Source organism: Marinicella marina (assembly GCF_030065545.1).
Lineage (GTDB): Bacteria > Pseudomonadota > Gammaproteobacteria > Xanthomonadales > Marinicellaceae > Marinicella > Marinicella marina.
Genome location: NZ_JASJNC010000001.1, coordinates 297,195 through 318,085 on the forward strand (window position 1 = coordinate 297,195; position 20,891 = coordinate 318,085).

The following is a 20,891-nucleotide window of genomic DNA, read 5'->3' on the forward strand; positions in this document are numbered from 1 at the left end:
ATAGACTCCAAATTAATGATGGTACTTTGAATACAAGCCATTTTAAAGCCTGTTGGGATAAACACCAGCGCTGGAGGGATGAATGAAAAACCCGTTGTTAATCATCATCAGGCGTTGGCCATTATGGAGTTTTTGGTTGGGCTTGTTCGTGGTGGGTTTGTTACTCGCTGTCTTCAATAGTTTAACCACCGGTGATGATTTAACGCGCAATCAAGTCAGTTTCAAGCCCTGGGAACCTTTCAGTTGGGAATTGACCAGTTTCTTTGCAATCTATCTGTTGTTTTTTGTGGTGTTTTGGTTAACTGAAAGAAAGCCCTTATTCACTCAAAACTGGCTGCCCAATACCTTCATTCATGTTCTGGCTTCGGTGCTGTTTTCAGTCACACATGTGATGATCATGGTGGCCTTGCGTCAGATGATTTATGCCAGCCAAGGCATGGTTTATGATTTTGGTGATTGGTCACAAGAGCTGTTATATGAATACCGCAAAGATGTGGTGACCTATTTTGTCTTTGTGTTGAGCCTTTCAGTCTATAATTGGGCCTTGGATAAGTTCCAGCAAGCACCTGAAAAAAGCAGCGAATCCATTCGCTTTAAGAACAAGTCCGGCTGGCATCGTTTGTTATTGACAGACATCTGCACCATCGAATCCGGTGGGAATTACGTCTATTTCAATACCAAAGGCCAAGTATATGCCAATCGAGCAACAATGAAACAAATGAGTGAAATGCTCAATGGTGATACATTCATGCGCATCCACCGATCTTTCATCGTAAATATTAACCACATCAAAACCATTACCGAGCTCGACAAAGACCCCTGTTCTTTGATACTGCGTTCAGGGAAAGCAGTTCCTGTATCCAGAAAATATCGCCAAGCCCTGCTTGATGCCTTGCAAGCAAAAAACTGACTGCAAACACGAGCAACAGCATCAACACTGAAATAATAAATGTTTTTTTGTACAATACCCCGATGCTTTCCATGGACGTGAGTAAACTATTACGACATTACAACATCACAGAGCAACAATGGCTTGAGGCCCTTCACTGTGCTGATCGAGTGGTCAAAATCAAAACCCAAGCCAATGCATATTGGCTGAAAAAAGCGGCACCTGCACGGGGCCTATTTCGCTACCATGCGCTGAATTTTTTCAGTCGTTTGCTCAGATTGCCTTTACTCAAAGCCGTACCACAACCTGGCGGCGCGGCAGCTGTCATCAATGAGGCTGCTCGTCTTAAGGCCTTGGCTGATGCCGGTGTACCCGTACCAAAAATTATCGCTGAAGATCGCGAATGGTTATTGGTTGAAAGCATGGGTGAATCCATTGTCAAAACACTCAAAAGCCAAACCACCCAAAAACCAACACGGCAAAAATTGTTTGCACAGTGTTTGGCTGCCATCAATGATGTGCATCAGAAAGGACATTACTTGAGTCAGTGTTTTGTTCGCAACATGGTGTTAGATCGTGAAGCCAATCAAGTGGTGTTCATCGATTTCGAGGACGACCCTTTAACTGTTATGAGTTTGGCCCAAGCACAAGCCAGAGACTTATTGTTGTTTGTTGATTCAACCGCCCGTTTTTTTACTGATGATAAAGCCTTCTTTGAACAAAAAATCCAGGCTTTTATGACAGCTCACAATGAAACCATGAGAGGTGCTCTAAAACAAACTGTAGACCGCCTACAGTGGATCACCAAATTGCCGTTTCAAAAACGGCTGGGTCATGACTACGAAAAGCTTAAACTTGGTATATTGGCACTTAAACACATCAAGTGATCAATGCTAAAATGAACCCATGAAAAAAGTATACACCGATGAATTCATCTCTTGGGTCTCCCAAGCCAAACAAATCTTAGAAGCCAACGAAATTGCTTGTTTTCTGAAAAACGAGTACCTGTCTGTGGCCGGTGGCGAAGTGCCGTTTTTTGAAAATTGGCCTGAGCTGTGGATTCATGATGATGCCGATTATGAACAAGCCCAAACTTTAATTCAGCCTTTGCGCGATATTCGCCAAAGCAAAGACAATGAAGCATCGAATGAGCCTGATTGGACCTGTGATCAGTGTGGCGAAACCAATGAAGCCAATTTCTCTTTGTGTTGGTCGTGTGGCACCACCGTGTCTGAAGCCTGACTCACTGCTCAATTTATTAACATGCACAAACAACTGTTATTCAGAAAAGTTCATCGTTGGCTGGGCCTGTTACTGGGTATCCAGATATTACTGTGGTTTACCAGTGGCTTCTTGATGAGTTTTATGCCCATTGATGAAATCAGGGGCGATCATTTGCTACAACAAAATAAAGCCAGGCCCATTGATGTGTCAGCGATAGACTTAACCCGCATCGAACAACAGCTGGGTGAACCTTTGATGGCTGTTGAAATCAAATCTTGGTTGAACCAAACCATTCTGCTTGTTCAAACCACCAGTGGCAGGCATCGTTTTGATCGCAACAATCAAAAAATAAAGGGTTTGGATGAGGCACAAATCAAACAAATCATAACCACACAACTCAAGCCTGATTTAAGCATTGCATCGATCCGCCGCTTAGATGAAGTGCCTGCTGAAGCCCGCGGCAGGTCGGCACCCATCTGGCAAGTGCAGTTAAACGGTGCAGAGCAAGCCAACATCTACATCTCTCAGCAAACCGGTGAAATCGTCGCCAAGCGCACCGACCGTTGGCGTTTGTTTGACTTTATGTGGATGTTACACATCATGGATTATGATGAGCGTTCTGACTTCAACCACCCACTGCTATACCTCACCGCTTTATCGGCTTTGTTATTCACACTGAGTGGCTTTGTTTTGTTGTACTTCACGCTGATAAAGCGCAAAAGGCACAAAACAAAAGCAGCTCATTAAATCAGCATTTTTGTGTTAACCTAGTGTTTCTTTCATGAGTTGGGGTTAGGGTTTATGTATAGATTGGTTTTTATTATGGTGGTGCTTGGATTTTCTGGTTTAAGCCATGCCAGATTAAGTTGTGATGAGCTGGACGGTTTGGCCACTGCATTGGATGATTTAGCTGAAGCGCTTGTATCGATTGAAAACATTGGCCTGAATTCAGAATTAGATGATGGCTTGGGTGAACTCACCGAAGTTTTAACGGATGTGGCCGAAGTTGAGAGTGATACCCGCTTGAAGCGCTGGATTGCTGATCTGCAACTGGCTTGGGATGATATGGAACGCGAGGATTTCGAAGACTCATTGGATGACATCATCGAACGTTTGGACGAGCTGGGTGCGCGCGATTGTTCTGACTGGTAAAGCCAAAGGAGTGGCGTCCAACACCACTCCGTATTTTCGACTTATTTAACCGTGATGGCTTGTTCTGCCAATATTTTTCTTTTCTTGCCTTGTAGCACGTAGCGAATTTTATAAGCACCCGGCTCATCTGGCATCACCAACATACCGGCTTCAGGGCTGTTCTTGGTATAGAAATATGTCACCTCACCATACAGCGTATTTTTTTCCGCTTTGATTAGATCGATATAGTCATCCGGTCTACTGGGACCTTGCCAATTAACCGTTATGGTGCTGCCAGCAGCCGCTGAGGATGGTGCCTCAATGGTGGCCGGCACAGCAACAACCTTGATCGGACTGGTAGCGATTATTTTTCTGCCACCGGCGCCATCCATAATAAAACGGACATCATACTCACCTGCATCTACTGGGGCCAATAGTTCTCCGCTGTCAGGAGCGTCTTTGAGGTAAAAATAACTGATTTCACCGTATGTTCTTTTGTCACCGGCTTTAACCATATCAATGTACCCGTCTTTGTTATTGGGTCCGGTCCAAAATACAGAGAATGGCTGAACAACTTCTACACTCGGTTCGAATGCCAAAGTGACTTCAACGGGACTCACTTGAACAGGAATGCGGTGTAAAATTTCGCGACCACCATTGGCCTGTAATACATAGCGAATATCGTAACTGCCTGGTTCAGCAGGGGCTTGTATGCTGCCTCGTACTGGCGCTTTATTGGTATAGAAATAACTCAATTCGCCAAATGTCCTGTTATCACCTTGTTTAACTAAATCAACATAGTCATCTTTACGATCAGGTCCCGTCCACATGACATCAAAGTATTCCCCGGCATTGACTTTTGCTGGTGCCACCAGACTGACTTCGCTGTCTTTGACCTCAATGGAAGTGGTCGCAAGTACATGTTTTTTCACTGGGCCTTGCCACACGTAACGCAGGTCATATGTACCTGGTTTACCTGGTGCACTGAGCTGCGCTGGCTCACCGTCTTTGGTCCAAGCATAAGTCAACTCACCATAAACCCTCTCATCGCCTTGGTTGACCACATCAATGTAATCATTTTTTCCTGCTGGTCCACTCCAACCCACAGTAAACCCTGCACCAATTACCACTGACTCACTTAATAGGGTCACTGTGGCATCCGGCAATTCAACCGCCACCGGCTCTTCCGCTGCCACAATCACTTGGTTTAATGCTTGATTCAAACCGGCGGCGTCAGCGGCTGCGACATACTGGCCACCAGTGATGTCTGCCATACAGGCTACTTGTTTACCTTGGTCATCACTCAAACCAAAACCAATCACATGGGCTTTGAAATCAATGCCCAAATTTTCCAGCTCTGTGGCCACTGCACAAGGGTCCAAATCGCAGGTTTCAATGCCATCGGTAATCAACACCACCTCAGCTTTGTTTTCTCTATATTTGAGCTGCTCTGCAGCCATTTTAACGGCCTGACTCAATGGTGTTTTGCCTTTGGGTTGCAGTGCGGAGACACTGTGTTGGATATCCGCGGCTGAACTTTTGGCCGGTGGCACCAAAGTTTCGATGTCACCACAGTCGCCCTTGCGTCGATGGCCATAGGCCATCAACCCAACCGCCTGATCAACAGCAAAGCTTTTGCTGATGTCACTGACCGCTGTTCTGGCTATCTCTATTTTGGTTTTACCCTCAATTTGACCCCACATCGAACCTGAAGCATCAAACACCACCATGGTGTCGGTTGCTGCCTGAATCGACAGGGTGCTCATTAACAGTGCACTTAACGTTGTTTTTTTCATGCTGCTCCCCGCAATGTTTTTAATCACGAATATTGTTCATGAATGACATCACAAAAACAACACCAAGCCGACAAAATGTGCGTTCCAACACAAATAACAGAAGCAAGCTGTTGGGTTCTGTTCAGAATAAAGAGCCACCATTGATAACTAACATAATCAGGCATTTTGACAATTGTCAAAACTATCAATTAACGTTTTTTTTACAATATCATTTTTTCACAATAAACGAGAAACACTATGAAAAAACTACTGACCACTTCAGCACTTGCCTTGATGAGTTTAAATGCCATGGCTTTGGAGAAAGGTGATTGGAACTTACATTTACGAGCCATTAATATTGCCCCGAATGATGACAGCTCGTTGATTCGAGTCGATGGTGAGGGCGTTGCCGGGACTGGCGTGAGAGTCAGCGATGCACCTTCATTGGACATTTCATTGGGTTATATGATTACAGACAATTGGGCGGTTGAAGTACTGGCTGACTTAAGCTCAAAACATGAAGTATCCGCTTTTGGTTTAGGTGGCCTGAACGTGCCTGATGGTACTGATGTGGTTGAAGTTAATACTTTACCTCCGACTGTTTTCTTACAATACCAATTCAACCCCAAAGGCAACGTTCGACCTTATGCTGGCTTGGGTGTGAATTTCACCACTTTTTTGAATGACTCACTCACACCTGCTGCCAAAGAAGTTTTGGGTGCAAGTAACCTAAGCACTGATAATTCTTGGGGGTTGGCTGCGCAGTTTGGTATCGATTGGCCATTAAAGAATAATTGGACATTCAACGTCGATGTGAAATACATAGACATCAACACAGAAGCCACTTTTGATACCGCCATCGGTCGGGCGTCAGTTGATGTGGATATCAACCCCACAGTCTTTGGTATAGGGTTTGGTAAAACCTTCTAAAATACCCGCTTTAAACCTCCTCTTTAAGCCCGGCTATTCAGCCGGGTTTTTTTTGCACTCAACAACACTACCATACAAAACACCTACATTTAAATTTTATAAATCAATACTTTATAGGTCTTTTGGGGATTTTGTTAACATTTACTTCCCGACAATTTCACGGCCCTCCCATAGAATTTGTAGCCATCATATCAATCGATATGTGTTTATTTAATAATTTATGGAGACAATTATGAATACGAATACAGACAAGTTGAAACAAGCCATTAAATCTACATTTTTAGCCGCTTCTCTTGCTGTTTCTTCACTGGCAGTAGCTGGTGGTAATGATCAGTATAATACTGATGAGAAATTAAAAGATGCCTGGTTAGACGGCAAAGTAGAATCAGCATTATTGGTAAATAGACATCTGAACAACTTCACCATTGATACTGATGTGAAGAACAATGTGGCTTATTTATCAGGAACGGTAAATTCTGAAATTGATAGGGAATTAGCAGCTGAAATTGCACGCAGTATCGAAGGCGTTAAATCAGTTGATAATGACATCATTGTCAAGAATTCACCGGTAACAGTGGAAGACAAAATGCATGTAACGCATGAGCATCAAGAAGATAAAACCAGAAATTTTGGTACTTGGTATGATGATGCAACAACCACAGCGTCTATTAAATCTGAATTACTGTTTAATTCTGAAACCTCAGGTTTAGATGTGAATGTGGACACTGCTTATGGTGTAGTTACCTTAAATGGTGTTGTAGAAACTGCCGCTGAAAAAGAGTTGATTGAGCAAATCGCCGAAAACACCCCTGGTGTGAGAAACGTCGACAGCGAAATCGAAATTGACAGCAACTCATAAGCAGTACATTCACTATCGGTGCGGGACCGAGGTCCCGCACTTTAATTTTCACATCTGAACAACGAGGTTATATTATGTTAAATTGGGCACTTATTTTTTTAGTTATTGCCTTGATTGCAGGCGTATTGGGATTCGGTGGAATCGCTGGTGCATCAGCAGGCATCGCAAAAATACTGTTTTTCGTGTTTTTGATTCTCATGGCAGTGTCATTCATACGACATTTAGCGCGTTAGCAAAATAGATACAACCAAAAAAACCTCACAAGTGTGGGGTTTTTTTATGCCTGTTTATTAATCCTTTGTGGGTGTTTCTGTCTCTATCTTATCGGCTTTAATCAAACCAATGATCTTCCACTCTGGCTCCAACTGTTCCAAAGCCTCTTGACGAGTAAAGACTTTCAGCTCTCCTCCGCCTGGTGCCACACCAAACATGGGTATCACTTGATTACCATACTGTTGTAAGTAATCTTCATAACCAAACTCATCTGTTAACAAGGTTGATTTAATTTGTCCACCTTGTGCCAACAAACTGGCCAACTTGGCATAGGTGATGTCTTTGGCAAATAAGTGTCGTGCCTTGCCCTCTTTTGACACCGTGTGCTTCTTCTCGTCTTTGTTTTTTTCCTCACTATTCAAAACGAACACATTGGCTAAACCGAATTCATTTTTGTAACGCGAGGCTGCCAGCACATTCAAGTCTTTATTCATAGACATCGCTAATAACTTACCCACGCCTATCAAATCCAAATGATGGTCTGCGTGCTCAGAAACAACATTACCATAGTAGGTTTTGATGTCTTTCATCCGTGCCTCTTTGATGTAACGCCAATGCGAATCACTGACCATACATTCAAAGCCATGTTTGTTCAGCGCCTCAGCAATTGCTACCGCCACTGGGTTGCTTCCTACTATCAATATGCCTTTAGATTCTGTATTTGCTACGCCCAGTTTGTTGGCTAAAAAACCGGCGGTTGCTGATTGAAAAACCACCGTTCCAATGATCACCATAAAAGTCAATGAAACCAACAAGGCAGCTTCTTCATACCCCTGCTGTTCCAATTTCAAAGCAAACAAAGCCGATACAGCCGCTGCCACGATACCCCGAGGCGCAATCCATGAGAGCACAAAACGTTCTTTGAAGGTTAAATCAGAGCCCCAGGTTGAAATCATGATGTTCAATGGTCTGGCCACAAACTGCACCACCAACAGTATCAACAAAGACAACCAACCAATTTGTAAAAACGCTTCCAAATCCAAACGCGCGGCCAAGATGATGAATAGACCTGAAATCAGTAAAATAGTTAAGCTTTCTTTGAAATGCAAAATATCATCGATGGGTGTGTTTTTGCTGTTAGCTAACCACATACCCATCACCGTAACGGTCAGTAAACCCGACTCATGGGCCAGAAAATTAGAGAAAGCAAAAACCGCGAACACCAATGTCAAAGTGAAGACGTTGTGTAAATAATCAGGCAACCAATGGCGGCGCAATATCAAGCCCATGATAGATCCTGCCAGGCCGCCCAGCACACCACCGATCAGCAGCATCCACCCAAAATCCAGCAGCACTTCAAAAAGACCAGCGGCGCCTGATTGTGATGATATGATGAAATTAAAAACCAATACCGCCAGCAGCCCACCCAGTGGGTCAATAACTATGCCTTCCCAACGCAGCACATTGGCCACCCTTTTATCGAGTTTCAAAATCCTTAGCATGGGTACTATCACCGTAGGCCCGGTTATAACTACCAAAGAACCAAACAAAAACGACAAGGTCCACGACAACCCCAGTATGTAATGCGTAGCTGAAGCTATCACCACCCAAGTAACCAGCATACCAACAGAAACCATCCTGCGAACCACTGACTCTAAACCTCTTATTTGACTGAAGTTTAAGGTCAGCGCCCCTTCAAACAGAATCACCGATACCGCCAATGAGACCATAGGGAACAATAAATCTCCAAACAACAGGTCTGGGTCAATCAGGCCAGTTACTGGTTTGCCCAGAACAATTCCTAACAGCAATAGCAACAGAATTGAAGGCAGTTTTAACCACCATGCCGCCCACTGGGCCAAGGAACCTAAAATTCCAATTAAGGCCAAGGCCAACATCAGGTTTTCTGTCATCTCTTATTCCTTAATTTGCGCTGCTTTAGCAGCTGCTCTGGCTTTTAAACGCATCAACTTTTTAGAGTAACGTGAATGTACCACCTCTGAAATAACCAATATCACAATCACGAAGTAGAATGTGGCTTTGCTCATCTGAGTGATTTCATTACCAAAGAACTTCAAGTGCGCAATGTGACCAGCCTCGGACAACAACATCACGCCAACGATAAACAAGATGAATAAACCTAAAATTTCATACATGCGGTTGCGCTGAAGAAAGTCAGCAATGGTATCGGCCAACCAAACCATTAAAATCGCACCAATCAAAATAGCCGTGGCCATAATGATGTAGTTATCAGTCAGCGCCATGGCGCTGAGGATAGAGTCAAAAGAGAACACCACATTCATCGCCACAATTAAGAACAAAGCGGTAGCAAACGAAGACTTTTTCTCTTTTTCATTTTCCATGTGCTCCTCGAACAACATCATGTGCCAGATTTCTTTCATAGCCGTATAAATGATAAATATCCCCCCCAGAAGCACCACCACTGCGCGCAGATTAAAAGAACCCTCGACCACACCCTCCCAAGCAATTGTAAACATCGGTTCGGTAAAGTATGACAGCAGTTTGAGCAGTAAAAACAACAGCACCAAGCGAAACAACACAGCCAGCCAAATACCTGTTTTGCGTAATCTGGATTGTTTGGCTTGTTCAACCCGCTTCGACTCAATGATGATGTAAAGTAAATTGTCAAATCCCAGGACGGCCTGCAACATGATTAACATGCCAAGCGTCAATAAGTTTTCTATGGTAAATAATCCTTCCATTGTCTCCCTCGCATTCTAAAAATTAATTATTGTTATCTTTCTGCCGTTCATTTTCAAGTACCTTGAGTGCTGTGTTAATTAGGGTATGCTTAGTTGGCTTTTTTTAACAAAACCAAATACACCCCACCCAACACCAACAGACTGGCCAGCACCAGTCTTTGGGTGATACTTTCATTGAGCATGAAAACCCCAGCCAAAGCAGCAATTACCGGCACCATCAATTGAATCACACCTGCTTGAATCACCGTCAAGCGAGGTAAAACCACATACCAAATGGCATAACCCATGGCTGAGGTTAGGGCGCCAGAAACAACGGCCAATACCACACCCCAAACAGTCCAAGCCTCTGGCATAAACCACCACAATGCCATAATAGCAACCAGCGGCACACATCCTATGAACGCCTGTCGGGTATCATGAACTGGGTTTTTTGACCCTTTGCCCAACCAGGTGTAGACCCCCCAGGCCACGCCAGCAAAAAGCATCATCACAAAACCCATTAATGTCGGCGTACCCCATTCTGGGTACAACAGATAAACCAATCCACTGAAAGCCAAAACGATGCCAAATAACTCAATCAAATGGGGCATTTTTCCTTGCAAGATACTCAATAAGATCAGCGTGATTTGAACCGCCCCAAAAAGCACCAGCGCACCAGCACCTGCTTGAAGTTGTACATAGGCCAGTGAAAACAACAAAGCATAGGTGAACAGTGCCAATGCAGCACAAAAGTGGATGAAGGTGTAAGTTGATTCTGCCACGGGGTTTTTGCTGCAAAAAAGCCACAGCATCACCAGAGCCAGAGCCCCTGAAACCAATCTTATTGTGGTGAAACCAGCTGGATCTATTAAACCATCTGCCAACGCCATGCGACACAATACCGAGTTGGCGGCAAACGCCAACAAGGCCAATAAAGTCAGCAACAACAATTGCCCTTTGTGCAGTTTTCGCGATGCAATCAAAACGAAATGGGTTGTAAGGTTGGGTTGCTGGGCACGGCGTTCAAGTTGAGCTTAGGTACTTGTAAATTAAGTAAGTAACTGCCGTCTGGAATGTCATCAGCAACATAGACCATCTCTGTGATGGTTTTGTGTTGCCAACATGATTCACTTAACTGCTTTGAACCTGGCGACAAGTTCCAAAACAGCCGGTGGTTACTCAACATTCCCTTATCATGTAAACGATCAATAGAAGGTAAATCAACCAAAAGATGCTCTATCGGAGTTTCGTTGGCCAACCATGCGATTGCCTCGTTGCTGAAATAGGGTGGTTGATTTTGACCATTATAATGACGTCTTTGCTTATTTTTGTTGTTAGGTAAGGTCCTGATAATAAGCGCTTTTGTGTGTTTGTGTAAAGATTTCTTGACGGCTGTAAGCTGCTCCACACTCAATAAATATTCGTCTGCTTCCATCGGTGGCTGGTAGGAATTACTGGCGATCAGCTCTGTTGCCAGTTGCGGCTCAATGGTAACCAGTTCAGCCACCATCAGCGATTGTTCTAAGACTTGGTGTGGCGGTAACAGCTCATCCACTATGTGTGAAATGGTTTCGGTATGGGTGCCGTTACAGTGCGGATTCATCTGTATCACGTCGACATTACATGAGCCACCTTGTCTGGTATCACCAACAAAGCCATCCACCTGCATCGGCACCGCACTGGCAGCATTGGCGCCAAAATGACTGGGTTGTGGACCAGAGAAGTTCAAATCAATGGCGATTGAGCGGGGTGTTTTGCTTAAGTTAATGCGCACAACCAATCACACAAACTGTTGTTGGTTTAAGTTCAACCATTCCAACGCTGTACCTGCCAACATGCGCTGTTTGACATCGTCACCGTAAGGCATCGACTCAATCAGACGCCCAGGCTGTAATTCCCCCAAAGGAAAAGGGTAGTCAGTTCCCAGAGCCAATCGGTCAGATCCCATCAAGTTGACAATGTAATCTAACATGCCAGGATCATGCACCAAGGTGTCTAGGTAGATTTTATTCAAGTAATTCCTTGGGTTGTGTGGGTTATCAACAGCGACCAAATCAGGACGCACTTGAAAACCATGTTCTATCCTGCCAATGCTGGCAGGAAAGCCACCACCACCGTGCGCAAACGCAATGCGTAAGTTTGGTAGCCGTTCAAGCACGCCGCCAAAAATCATCGAACAGATGGCCAAAGATGTTTCAGCAGGCATACCAACCAACCAAGGCAGCCAGTACTTTTGCATCTGGTTTTTTCCCATCATGTCCCAAGGGTGGACAAAAATAGCCGCGCCTAAGTCTTGTGCTGCAGCGAAAACCTCAAACAGCTCAGGCGCATCTAAGTTCCACTCGTTCACATGTGAACCAATTTGTACGCCAGCCAGGCCCAATTCATTGACACAGCGCTCCAATTCTTTGACCGCCAATTCTGGTGCTTGCATCGGCAGGGTACCCAGCCCAACCAAGCGTTTGGGATTATGGGCCACCTTTTGTGCCATGTCATCATTCAAAAACTGCGCTAAATCGTAATTGTCTTTGGCTTTGGCCCAATAACAAAACATCACTGGTACGGTCGATAGGACCTGCACATGCACACCGTGTTGGTCGCATTCAGTTAAACGCGCCCCGGGATCCCAACAATTGGCCTCTATGTCACGGAAATGTCGCCCATCCTGAACCATTCTGGCACAACCACAACCCGTGTGTTCCAACTGCACAAAACCGCCATATCCATACTTTTCGCGTAAATTAGGCCAGTTTTCAGGTAATATATGCGTATGTATGTCGATCTTTAACATCAAAGATCCAGCTTGTTTTGATCTGGCATCACCGTGCCACACTGGTCACACGTTCGCGCTTCTTCATCAGCAAAAAACCGCTCAAATACCGGAAAAAAGTCTTTTTCTATGTTTTCCAGTGTGAAATATTCTTCGTACAATTTGTGATTACAATTTTCACAGTACCACAACAAACCATCTTTTTCGTTGATCAATCTTTTGCGCTCAACCACCAAGCCAATGGAGTTTTCATAGCGAATCGGTGAGTGGGGCATTTTAGGTGGTAGTAAAAACACTTCACCAGCCTTGATGGGATAGTCCACAACTGAACCGTTTTGTTGTGTCTTCAATAACATTTCGCCCTCCAGTTGGTAAAAAAACTCCGGGCCTTCATCATAATGGTAGTCTCTTCTCCCGTTGGGGCCGCCAACCACCATCACTATGAAATCATCCTGTTCAAAAACTTGTTTGTTACACACCGGTGGTTTCAATAGATCACGATGATCATCAATCCACTGTTGAAAGTTAAATGGTACGATGGGTTGTGTAATGCCTTCACTCATGGGCCGACTCCTTAATGACTGCTATACATTTTAGCTCAATGGCGATGGGTGTAGGCAATTTGTTGATTTCAATGGTGGTGCGACAGGGTTGATTGCTGGCGAAATATTCAGCATAGATCTTGTTGTAGGTAGCGAAATCCTCATCCATGTTGGTTAAAAAAACCGTTACATCAACCAAATCATCCCAACTGGCTCCCGATGCCTCTAACACCAAGCGCACATTATCAAAGACACTGCGGCATTGGGTTTCAATACAGTAAGCCGTGATGTTACCACCCTCATCCAAACTGACACCTGGGATGTCCTTGCTGCCTTTTTTTCTGGGACCGACCCCAGAGAGAAACAACAAGTTTCCGACTTGCCTGGCGTGGGGGTATAAACCCACAGGTGCTGGGGCTTCATTGGCCATGACTTTCTTCATATTTTTATCTCCGTGGTGTTTTTGCGCTGGACAACAGGTGTTCTAAGCCACACAATATTTATTTTCGATAAGCATCATCATGATAGGTTACATCATTGTCGGTACCAACGACATAAAAGCTTTATCATGATTTTACGACAGCCTGTTCAATGAAATCAATGTCAAGCACATCATGGCCATTCCAGAAGTGTATGGCCAAGTGTTCTGGGCTAAAAACTAGAACCCCTCAGGCGTCGGCTTTTAAGTCGCCTAATTTGAAAGCCGAGGTGGTAACAATCCGAATGCCTTTGGCATGACTGAAACAACAACATAATTGGAATGATTTATGAAAAAACTCTTTAAATATTTAGGTGGCTTGCTGCTGGTTGTGGTGTTAATTGCCTCGGCCTTTTTTGTTCATGTCTGGTACTTTAAACCCTACGACATCAACTTGTTTTTTGGCAAAACCGCGTTGCAATTTGCTTTGAACAGCCCAGAGACACTGAGCTCTGTCAGGGTGCTCGAAGGTTTTGGAATCGACGGCCACAATGCCGAGCTGGATGATGCCAGCATGGCCGCAGGTGATGAAGCCTTTGCCTTTGCGCTAGAAGCCCACGAAACACTGTTGTCTTATGAAGACGAGGACCTGAATGCCACTGACAAAATGTCCAAAGATGTGATGTTGTCTTTGTTGGATATTGTGGTTGATGGCGAACGTTTTCGTTTCCACAATTACCCAGTGAACCAGTTATTCGGTGTACAAAATGGTTTTCCTTCGTTTATGGAAAGCACCCACCAAGTCGAGGACCAAGGCGATGCCGAAGACTATGTCAGTCGGCTGAGTAAGGTGGGTATCAAGTTTGATCAAGTGCTCGAAGGGTTAAAGCACCGCGAAAACTTGGGCATCTTACCGCCACAATTTGTGGTAACAAAAGTGCTGGAGGAAATGAACGGTTTTGTTAATACACCTGCTGAGGACAACATTTTATTCACAGCACTGGCCCAGAAAATGGAAACCGCTGAGTTACCGCAAGCAACACAAAATGAAATCGCTGTGAAGGCCAAATCTACCATCGAACAAACGGTCTATCCGGCTTATCAAAACTTGATTGATTATTTCGTCAAGCTGGATGTGAAGGTCAGCGACAACCACGGGGTGTGGAGTTTGCCCGATGGTGATGCCTTTTATGCCTTGGCCTTGAAGTTTTTTACCACCACCGATTACAGCCCTGACTACATACATAATTACGGCCTCGAAGAAGTAGACAGGATACAAGCGGAAATATTAAGCATATTGGCGGCTGAGGGCTGGGATGTCAGTGGCGGTTTCACCCAAAGTATTGAGAACATGGCGGTTAACCCACGCTTTTATTACCCTGATAACGATGAGGGCAGGGACCAAATTTTAGATGATTACAAAACCATGTTGGTTGATATTGAACGCGAAATGTCCAGCCATTTCCACGACTTCCCTGAGGCGAAAGTTGACGTGCAAAGGATACCTGAATTCAAAGAAAAAACCTCACCAGGTGCTTATTATCAACGTCCTGCAATGGATGGCTCTCGACCAGGGGTGTTTTATGCCAACCTTTATGACATCAAAGCCACACCTAAATATGGCATGAAAACCTTGGCTTATCATGAAGGCACGCCTGGCCACCACTACCAATTGGCGATTCAGCAAGAGCTGGAAGACATGCCGTTTTTCAGAAAAATGGTGCCATTCACCGCATACACTGAAGGTTGGGCCCTTTATGCCGAGCGGGTGGCCTATGAAATGGGCATGCTACCAGACCCCTATGACAACATTGGTCGATTGCAAGCCGAACTATTCCGCGCCGTTCGTCTGGTGGTTGATACCGGTATTCACGCCAAGCGTTGGAGCAGAGAACGAGCCATTGATTATATGTTGGCTAACACCGGCATGGCTGAATCAGATGTGGTGTCTGAAATTGAACGCTATTTTGTGATGCCAGGTCAAGCCACTGCTTATAAAGTGGGCATGACAAAAATACTCGAACTGCGAGCAAAAGCCGAACAACAACTCGGTGACCAATATGACATCCGTGATTTCCACAGCGCTGTGTTGAATAACGGCTCCGTGCCACTGAACATATTGGAGCAGTTGGTTGATCAGTACATTGAAGCGACTAAGGCTGGCAAAGCTCAGTCTTAAACAGGGGCTTATTTGGCCTTTGGTTTGAAGCAACAAAAAAAGCCCACGGCTCTAATCAGTCGTGGGCTTTTTAGTTATAAATGTAAAAGCTTTATTTCAGACCACGTTTCTTTTTAATCTCTTCCATTTGTTGCTGGCGTTGCATGTGTTCGTCCATCTTGTACTTGGTGGGTGACTTCATCACCACCAAATCATCCCAGCTTTGTTGTGGTAACAATCGTCCCAAACCGTCGGTTTTTGCCCATTGAGAATTGGTGGTGTAATAAACCTCATCTCCCACCAAGGTGCCGTTACCTAAAGATTCATAACTAGGATGTGCCGCTTCGATAGGAAACATATTTAACAAAAACAGGTCCTGTTTGAGCACATAACGCATCAAGCGAGCAGGTTGAACACCACCTTGAATCGCTACCAAGTCACCACCGTCATAAAACAAATCATTGATTCCCGCAAAAAAACCACTGGGTTTTTGCTGCAACGGCACAACTTGGTTGGTCTCTAGATTAACCACAAACAAGCCTTGCTCATAATCTGAAACATACATGATGCTCTCTTTGTCGTTGCTGGTGATGGCCTTAACAGCAGTCATGCCAGATAACTTAAATAATGGTTCGACCTGTTCGCTGTTTTTCGCGATTTTATACACTTCACCACCAAAGGCATTCATGAAATATAAATTTTGGTTTTTGCTTAAGTGCAAGTTATTGAACAACATGGGTTGACCAGAGCTATTTAAAGCAAAGCTCTTGATGACTTCGCCGGTGTTCAAATCAAGTTTTGAAACCATGGCTTGACCAAAGTTAGCCTGAGTGGTGCCATTATAGTGTGGCATGGTGGCTGAGGCTATCCACAGTAAATCAGCTTCTTGATCGATGGCCAAATCAATGATTCCCCACGGCCCCGATGCTGGATTGCTGGGGTCGGTAAACTCTTTGAAACCACCGTTTTCTGTGTATTGGTAAACGGATCCCGCCCTCACACTGCCCAGTAAAAAACGCTGGCCTTTGGCGTCATAAACCAAGTTTTCAAACAACATGCCTGAGTAGTTTTTGCTGACTTCAAAAGCTTTTTCTCCGATACCAAAAGGCTTGGCGTTGTTGGCCATGCCCTCTTCAATGTAGTCGAAAACATCGGTGCCTTTGATGTTTTCAAAAGCAGGCTGATCACCCACAGGATAACTCAAACCAGCATTTTGTAGCTTCACCAAGTCATTGTAAGCCTCAGTTTTTTTGTCTTGTTGGGCATAGGCTTTTACCAGCGCCAACTTGAGCTCTGGGCTGTATGGACGCAGTTCTACCAAACGTTTCAAGACCACTTCTTGACGGGCAAATAATGCTTGCTGTTCAGCCTCTGCCGCCATCTTGACCAGTTGTTGGATGTTGTTCATTTTTTTGACATTTTCTGCAAAGGCCACCTCGGGATCTAAAGCTTGTGCAGACAACCCCAGACTGAAAACCATGCCTATGCTCAAAATCAGATATTTCATATTTGTTATCACTGTAAAAAAGTTTCAATAAGACCCCTCATCAAGAAAGAGGTTCAACCCAAAGCGCGGCATTTTAACAGAACTGAAGCTAAATAGTCCTTATCCTGCTGTTTCTCGCCCTGTGAGCTGATAAAATAAGCTTTTTTTAACCTTATATTCAATGCAACTTAAAAACGATTTATACCTCAGGGCCTTGCGTCGTGAAGCCACTGAACGAACCCCTGTCTGGTTGATGCGCCAAGCGGGCCGGTACCTGCCAGAGTACCGTGCGGTACGTGCCAAAGCAGGAGATTTTATGACCCTCGCCAGCACACCAGAAATGGCCTGTGAGGTAACCATTCAACCTCTGGAGCGTTTTCCGTTAGATGCGGCCATTATATTCTCAGACATATTGACCATCCCTGATGCCATGGGTTTGGACTTGTATTTCGTTCAAGGTGAAGGACCGAAATTCAAAAACCCCATCACTGATGCCAAACAAATCGAACAACTGCCTGTTCCAGAAGCTGACGATTTACAATACGTGATGGATGCCATTGCGCTGACCACAAAAACCCTTGATGGCCGAGTGCCTTTGATTGGTTTTTCTGGCAGCCCATGGACGTTGCTGACTTATATGATTGAAAATGGCGGCAGTAAAACTTACGCCAAGTCAAAAGCCTTGCTTTACAAAACACCTGAATTGGCCCATATGCTGTTAGATAAACTGGCCCAATCGATTGTTAAGTACCTCATTGGCCAGATTCAAAGTGGTGCATCTGCCGTGCAAATTTTTGACAGTTGGGGTGGCGTTTTGAGTCCTGCTGATTTCAGACAGTTCTCACTGCAGTACATGCAACAAATTGTCAGCGGCCTAAAGGCGGCTGGTTTTGGTGACACCCCGGTAATATTATTCAGTAAGGGCGCCAATCAAAGCCTAGAAGCTTTATCAAAAACAGGCTGTCATGGGCTGGGTGTTGACTGGACCATTGACATTGACAATGCACAAAAACTCACCGGCTCACGAGTTGCGTTACAGGGCAACCTTGATCCAGCCACATTGTATGCCCCAGATGAACACATCAACCAAGCCGTAAAAGGCGTCATAGATGCCTACGGCAATCAACCCGGCCACATCTTTAATTTAGGTCACGGTATGCAGCCGGACATGTCTCCCGATAAGGTGGCGGTGCTGGTTGATGCGGTGAGAGAACATTCCACCAAGTAAAATGAACTTGCGATGAAACATAAAATTGCACAATTGATAGATGTTCCCATTGATCAGTGGTCAGAGCATAGCTTGCAAACCAATAATGGCATCACTTCCGTTATGATTAAACGCGGACACACCGAATGGGTTGCCTTCATCAATGAATGTCCGCACCAAGGCCGGCGGATGGATTATGCAGAAAATGCCTTTCTAGAAACGCCCGAAAAAGAATTGATTTGCCCAGCCCATGGCGCCACTTTTGACAGTCAAAGTGGCCTCTGTACCAATGGACCATGTATCGGCCAATCACTGACCAAGTTAGACGTCAGCTTTGATGAAAAAGGCGTATTTGTTGAACTCATTTAAACCGCTTATGGGGCAAGTAATGCGTTATGGCATGGTCGGCGTCGTGGCGGCACTGGTGCACATCATTGTGGCGCTGATTATGCACAAACTGCTTCTGCTAAGCCCTTTTTGGTCAAATGCAGTGGGGGTTTTTGCTGGTTTTGTCACCGCATACCTGGGTCATTATCATTACTCATTCAAAGACCCCAGCAATCACAGCAGCAGTTTACCCAGGTTTGCGGCCACTTCGGTGGTTGGTTTGTTACTACAACAACTCGGCGTGCTCAAACTGGTCAATCAATATCAGTTTGATTACGCAACCCAGGCCTTGCCGGTATTGATGGTGGTTGTGCCGGCGGTGACTTTTCTATTGTCGAAATTTTGGGCGTTTCGTTAAGCAACACATCAAAATACGCCACATCCAAGGGGATTAGTTTAGAGTCAGCCGGCAGGTTTTCCAGGTCATCTTCGTTCAAAAAACAGAATTGTTTCATGTGTTATTCCAGTTAAAAAATAACAGCTTAATAGTGAGTTGTGGCAAAAAAGTGCGGCAATGATGATTACTTATGACAAAGCAATACCCGTGCGACTGGATTGTGGCGCAGTTACTTGCCGTGTTGCGATAAATCAATCACCAAAATCAAACTTTCAAAATCCTGCCCTGGCAGGGTGGTGATGGTTTGTTTTTTTAAACCCAGCTTTTCCAACACTCGAATTGAAGCGACATTATCCGGATTGGTGTAGGCCAAGATTGTGTCACTGATGGCGTGTTTTTTAGCCCAGTTCAATACGGCTTCCCCGGCCTCTGAACAATAGCCTTGGGCCCGGTACTCTGGCAAAAAGGCAAAGCCTATATCTGGTGGGTTGTCCGCGTCACGTTTGACCAGACCACAAATGCCTAACGCTTCATCGCGGTCTTTTAAACTGACTTGGAATAAGCCATAGCCATATTGTTGATAAGAGTGAATCAGTTTTTGTTCTAAATAATCTTGCGCATCTGCCAAAGACCTGATGCCCCTGTCACCTATAAAACGGATACAGTCCGGATCGTTGAATAAGTCATAAACAAATTGCCTTTGATCTGCTTTTATTTCCGTCAACTGCAACCGCTCACTGTGAATCAAGACGCTCATGGTATCGGCTTGAGTTGTGCTTGGTAACGGGGCTTGTTGTGGCGTTTAAGGTCGTAGGTCAACACTTCAGAGGCCGGGTCATAGCGCAACATCCATACATTGGTTGTTGCGGCAGGAATCAGCGCCGCGGTCTCATCATCAGCCATAAAATACTGGCTCCAGGGCGTTCCTTGGTCATTGGCCCAGCCACCATAATTGGTAATTTCATCCGGACTGCCGTCACTGTGGCGGTGGTCGTGTTTCAATAACAAGCCTCGGTTATCTCGGGTGATGTACCAGGTTCTGGATAAATCATTACCGACATCAAACTTGATGCGAATTTGGCGGTTGTCACAATTCATAAAGTTGGCTCGCAATAGCTTGCCTGCAAAATCATGATCAGGGTCATCAGGATAGGTGCTGAAACCGGTGAAAGTTTGGCCACATAAGTTTGACAGGTTATCAAAAAATGTTTGTTGGGTGTTTTCTGCACGTTGCTGACAACCCATTAATAAAACCAACAAAATCATAATTAAGGTATTTCTCATTTTTCTCTCTCCGCATAACAAAAACAATCAGTGGTGTGATCAAAAACCAGACCGGTGGCCTGCATCAAAGCATAACAAATGGTGGTACCAACGAATTTAAAGCCGCGCTGTTTCAAGTCTTTACTCAGCGCATCAGATTCTTTACTGCTTACTGGCACAGCCGACATCTCAGCCCAGTGGTTGATGATGGGCTTGCCGCCAACAAAGCCCCAAATGTAATCATTGAAGCTGCCAAACTCCTGCTGCACCTGCAGGAATGCTTGGGCGTTGGTGACGGTTGATTTTATTTTAAGTTTATTGCGCACAATGGCTGGGTTTTGTCGCAGTTGTTGCTGCTTGGTATCGGTGTATTGGGCAATTTTGTGGTAATCAAAACCATCAAATGCCTGCCTGTAACCCTCACGTTTGTGCAAAATGGTGGTCCAACTTAAGCCTGCTTGAGCGCCTTCCAGAGTCAAAAACTCAAACCAAACGGTGTCATCTGATACCGGTACGCCCCATTCTTCATCATGGTATTTTTGGTCCAGCGGCGTGCTTTTTTCCGCCCAAGCACAGCGCTTTAATTGTTTTTCACCCACC

General features: G+C 44.8%; 24 protein-coding genes. 12 read left to right on the forward strand and 12 right to left on the reverse strand.

The annotated features are described in order from the left end of the window. Positions 1-82: 82 nt before the first annotated feature. The 5 genes from QNI24_RS01335 (at position 83) to QNI24_RS01355 (ending at position 3,265) form a co-directional block, all read left to right on the forward strand. The gene (locus QNI24_RS01335; protein WP_267175615.1) at positions 83-910 is read left to right on the forward strand and encodes a LytR/AlgR family response regulator transcription factor; all 828 of its coding nucleotides are present in this window, start codon (positions 83-85) and stop codon (positions 908-910) included. Between the two features lie 77 nt (positions 911-987). Further along, positions 988-1,776: a lipopolysaccharide kinase InaA family protein gene (locus QNI24_RS01340; protein ID WP_267175616.1), complete on the forward strand. Its 789-nt coding sequence runs from the start codon at positions 988-990 to the stop codon at positions 1,774-1,776. A gap of 19 nt (positions 1,777-1,795) precedes the next feature. Next, positions 1,796-2,131, forward strand: coding sequence for a putative signal transducing protein (locus QNI24_RS01345; protein WP_267175617.1), 336 nt, complete (start codon positions 1,796-1,798; stop codon positions 2,129-2,131). A 21-nt stretch (positions 2,132-2,152) separates the two neighbouring features. After that, a complete protein-coding gene (locus QNI24_RS01350) occupies positions 2,153-2,860 on the forward strand; it encodes a PepSY domain-containing protein (RefSeq protein ID WP_267175618.1) in 708 nt (235 codons plus the stop codon). Between the two features lie 54 nt (positions 2,861-2,914). Continuing rightward, complete coding sequence (locus tag QNI24_RS01355) at positions 2,915-3,265, forward strand: hypothetical protein (protein ID WP_267175619.1); 351 nt, start codon at positions 2,915-2,917, stop codon at positions 3,263-3,265. Positions 3,266-3,306: 41 nt separating this feature from the next. Here the strand turns inward: QNI24_RS01355 and QNI24_RS01360 are convergent, their stop codons facing one another. Further along, on the reverse strand, positions 3,307-5,040 hold the full coding sequence (locus QNI24_RS01360; RefSeq protein ID WP_267175620.1) for a vWA domain-containing protein: 1,734 nt from the start codon (positions 5,038-5,040) through the stop codon (positions 3,307-3,309). 237 nt (positions 5,041-5,277) lie between these two features. Here QNI24_RS01360 and QNI24_RS01365 point away from each other — a divergent pair, with 237 nt between their 5' ends. The 3 genes from QNI24_RS01365 (at position 5,278) to QNI24_RS01375 (ending at position 7,041) form a co-directional block, all read left to right on the forward strand. Continuing rightward, positions 5,278-5,949 (forward strand): OmpW/AlkL family protein, encoded by a 672-nt coding sequence (locus tag QNI24_RS01365; RefSeq protein ID WP_267175621.1) that lies wholly within the window; start codon positions 5,278-5,280, stop codon positions 5,947-5,949. Between the two features lie 253 nt (positions 5,950-6,202). Continuing rightward, positions 6,203-6,808 carry a BON domain-containing protein gene (locus tag QNI24_RS01370; protein WP_283708461.1) on the forward strand — a complete coding sequence of 202 codons (606 nt, stop codon included), beginning with the start codon at positions 6,203-6,205 and terminating at the stop codon, positions 6,806-6,808. A 74-nt stretch (positions 6,809-6,882) separates the two neighbouring features. After that, positions 6,883-7,041 carry a DUF1328 domain-containing protein gene (locus QNI24_RS01375; protein WP_267175623.1) on the forward strand — a complete coding sequence of 53 codons (159 nt, stop codon included), beginning with the start codon at positions 6,883-6,885 and terminating at the stop codon, positions 7,039-7,041. A 57-nt stretch (positions 7,042-7,098) separates the two neighbouring features. Here the strand turns inward: QNI24_RS01375 and QNI24_RS01380 are convergent, their stop codons facing one another. From QNI24_RS01380 to QNI24_RS01410, 7 genes are all read right to left on the reverse strand, one after another. Continuing rightward, positions 7,099-8,934: a cation:proton antiporter gene (locus tag QNI24_RS01380; protein WP_267175624.1), complete on the reverse strand. Its 1,836-nt coding sequence runs from the start codon at positions 8,932-8,934 to the stop codon at positions 7,099-7,101. A gap of 3 nt (positions 8,935-8,937) precedes the next feature. Then, positions 8,938-9,744 carry a TerC family protein gene (locus QNI24_RS01385; RefSeq protein WP_267175625.1) on the reverse strand — a complete coding sequence of 269 codons (807 nt, stop codon included), beginning with the start codon at positions 9,742-9,744 and terminating at the stop codon, positions 8,938-8,940. Positions 9,745-9,833: 89 nt separating this feature from the next. Beyond that, the gene (locus QNI24_RS01390) at positions 9,834-10,706 is read right to left on the reverse strand and encodes a DMT family transporter (RefSeq protein WP_267175626.1); all 873 of its coding nucleotides are present in this window, start codon (positions 10,704-10,706) and stop codon (positions 9,834-9,836) included. Further along, complete coding sequence (locus tag QNI24_RS01395) at positions 10,703-11,497, reverse strand: cyclase family protein (protein WP_267175627.1); 795 nt, start codon at positions 11,495-11,497, stop codon at positions 10,703-10,705. Before QNI24_RS01395 ends, QNI24_RS01390 begins: the two co-directional genes overlap by 4 nt. A gap of 6 nt (positions 11,498-11,503) precedes the next feature. Beyond that, positions 11,504-12,514: an amidohydrolase family protein gene (locus tag QNI24_RS01400; RefSeq protein WP_267175628.1), complete on the reverse strand. Its 1,011-nt coding sequence runs from the start codon at positions 12,512-12,514 to the stop codon at positions 11,504-11,506. Next, a complete protein-coding gene (locus tag QNI24_RS01405; protein ID WP_267175629.1) occupies positions 12,514-13,056 on the reverse strand; it encodes a 3-hydroxyanthranilate 3,4-dioxygenase in 543 nt (180 codons plus the stop codon). The genes QNI24_RS01400 and QNI24_RS01405 overlap by 1 nt, the downstream gene beginning before the upstream one ends. Continuing rightward, positions 13,049-13,477 (reverse strand): RidA family protein, encoded by a 429-nt coding sequence (locus QNI24_RS01410; RefSeq protein WP_267175630.1) that lies wholly within the window; start codon positions 13,475-13,477, stop codon positions 13,049-13,051. The genes QNI24_RS01405 and QNI24_RS01410 overlap by 8 nt, the downstream gene beginning before the upstream one ends. A 325-nt stretch (positions 13,478-13,802) precedes the next feature. Here QNI24_RS01410 and QNI24_RS01415 point away from each other — a divergent pair, with 325 nt between their 5' ends. Continuing rightward, positions 13,803-15,632, forward strand: coding sequence for a DUF885 domain-containing protein (locus tag QNI24_RS01415; protein ID WP_267175631.1), 1,830 nt, complete (start codon positions 13,803-13,805; stop codon positions 15,630-15,632). A 91-nt stretch (positions 15,633-15,723) separates the two neighbouring features. On the opposite strand, the gene QNI24_RS01420 is transcribed toward QNI24_RS01415, so the two are convergent. Beyond that, the gene (locus QNI24_RS01420; protein ID WP_267175632.1) at positions 15,724-17,118 is read right to left on the reverse strand and encodes a hypothetical protein; all 1,395 of its coding nucleotides are present in this window, start codon (positions 17,116-17,118) and stop codon (positions 15,724-15,726) included. A gap of 160 nt (positions 17,119-17,278) precedes the next feature. Between QNI24_RS01420 and hemE the strand changes: the two genes are divergently transcribed. The 3 genes from hemE to QNI24_RS01435 are packed head-to-tail and all read left to right on the forward strand — an operon-like array spanning position 17,279 to position 19,049. Then, on the forward strand, positions 17,279-18,325 hold the full coding sequence (hemE, locus tag QNI24_RS01425) for a uroporphyrinogen decarboxylase (RefSeq protein ID WP_267175633.1): 1,047 nt from the start codon (positions 17,279-17,281) through the stop codon (positions 18,323-18,325). A 12-nt stretch (positions 18,326-18,337) separates the two neighbouring features. Next, entirely contained in the window at positions 18,338-18,673 is a 336-nt protein-coding gene (locus tag QNI24_RS01430) for a Rieske (2Fe-2S) protein (protein ID WP_267175634.1), read from the forward strand. Positions 18,674-18,680: 7 nt separating this feature from the next. Next, positions 18,681-19,049 carry a GtrA family protein gene (locus QNI24_RS01435; protein WP_267175635.1) on the forward strand — a complete coding sequence of 123 codons (369 nt, stop codon included), beginning with the start codon at positions 18,681-18,683 and terminating at the stop codon, positions 19,047-19,049. 208 nt (positions 19,050-19,257) lie between these two features. Here the strand turns inward: QNI24_RS01435 and QNI24_RS01440 are convergent, their stop codons facing one another. From QNI24_RS01440 to QNI24_RS01450, 3 genes are read right to left on the reverse strand one after another with little or no spacing between them, the layout of a single operon-like run. Further along, positions 19,258-19,785 (reverse strand): GNAT family N-acetyltransferase, encoded by a 528-nt coding sequence (locus QNI24_RS01440; protein WP_267175636.1) that lies wholly within the window; start codon positions 19,783-19,785, stop codon positions 19,258-19,260. Next, positions 19,782-20,312 (reverse strand): hypothetical protein, encoded by a 531-nt coding sequence (locus QNI24_RS01445; RefSeq protein WP_267175637.1) that lies wholly within the window; start codon positions 20,310-20,312, stop codon positions 19,782-19,784. Before QNI24_RS01445 ends, QNI24_RS01440 begins: the two co-directional genes overlap by 4 nt. Continuing rightward, positions 20,309-20,890, reverse strand: coding sequence for a DNA-3-methyladenine glycosylase I (locus tag QNI24_RS01450; RefSeq protein ID WP_267175638.1), 582 nt, complete (start codon positions 20,888-20,890; stop codon positions 20,309-20,311). Before QNI24_RS01450 ends, QNI24_RS01445 begins: the two co-directional genes overlap by 4 nt. Position 20,891 lies beyond the last annotated feature (1 nt).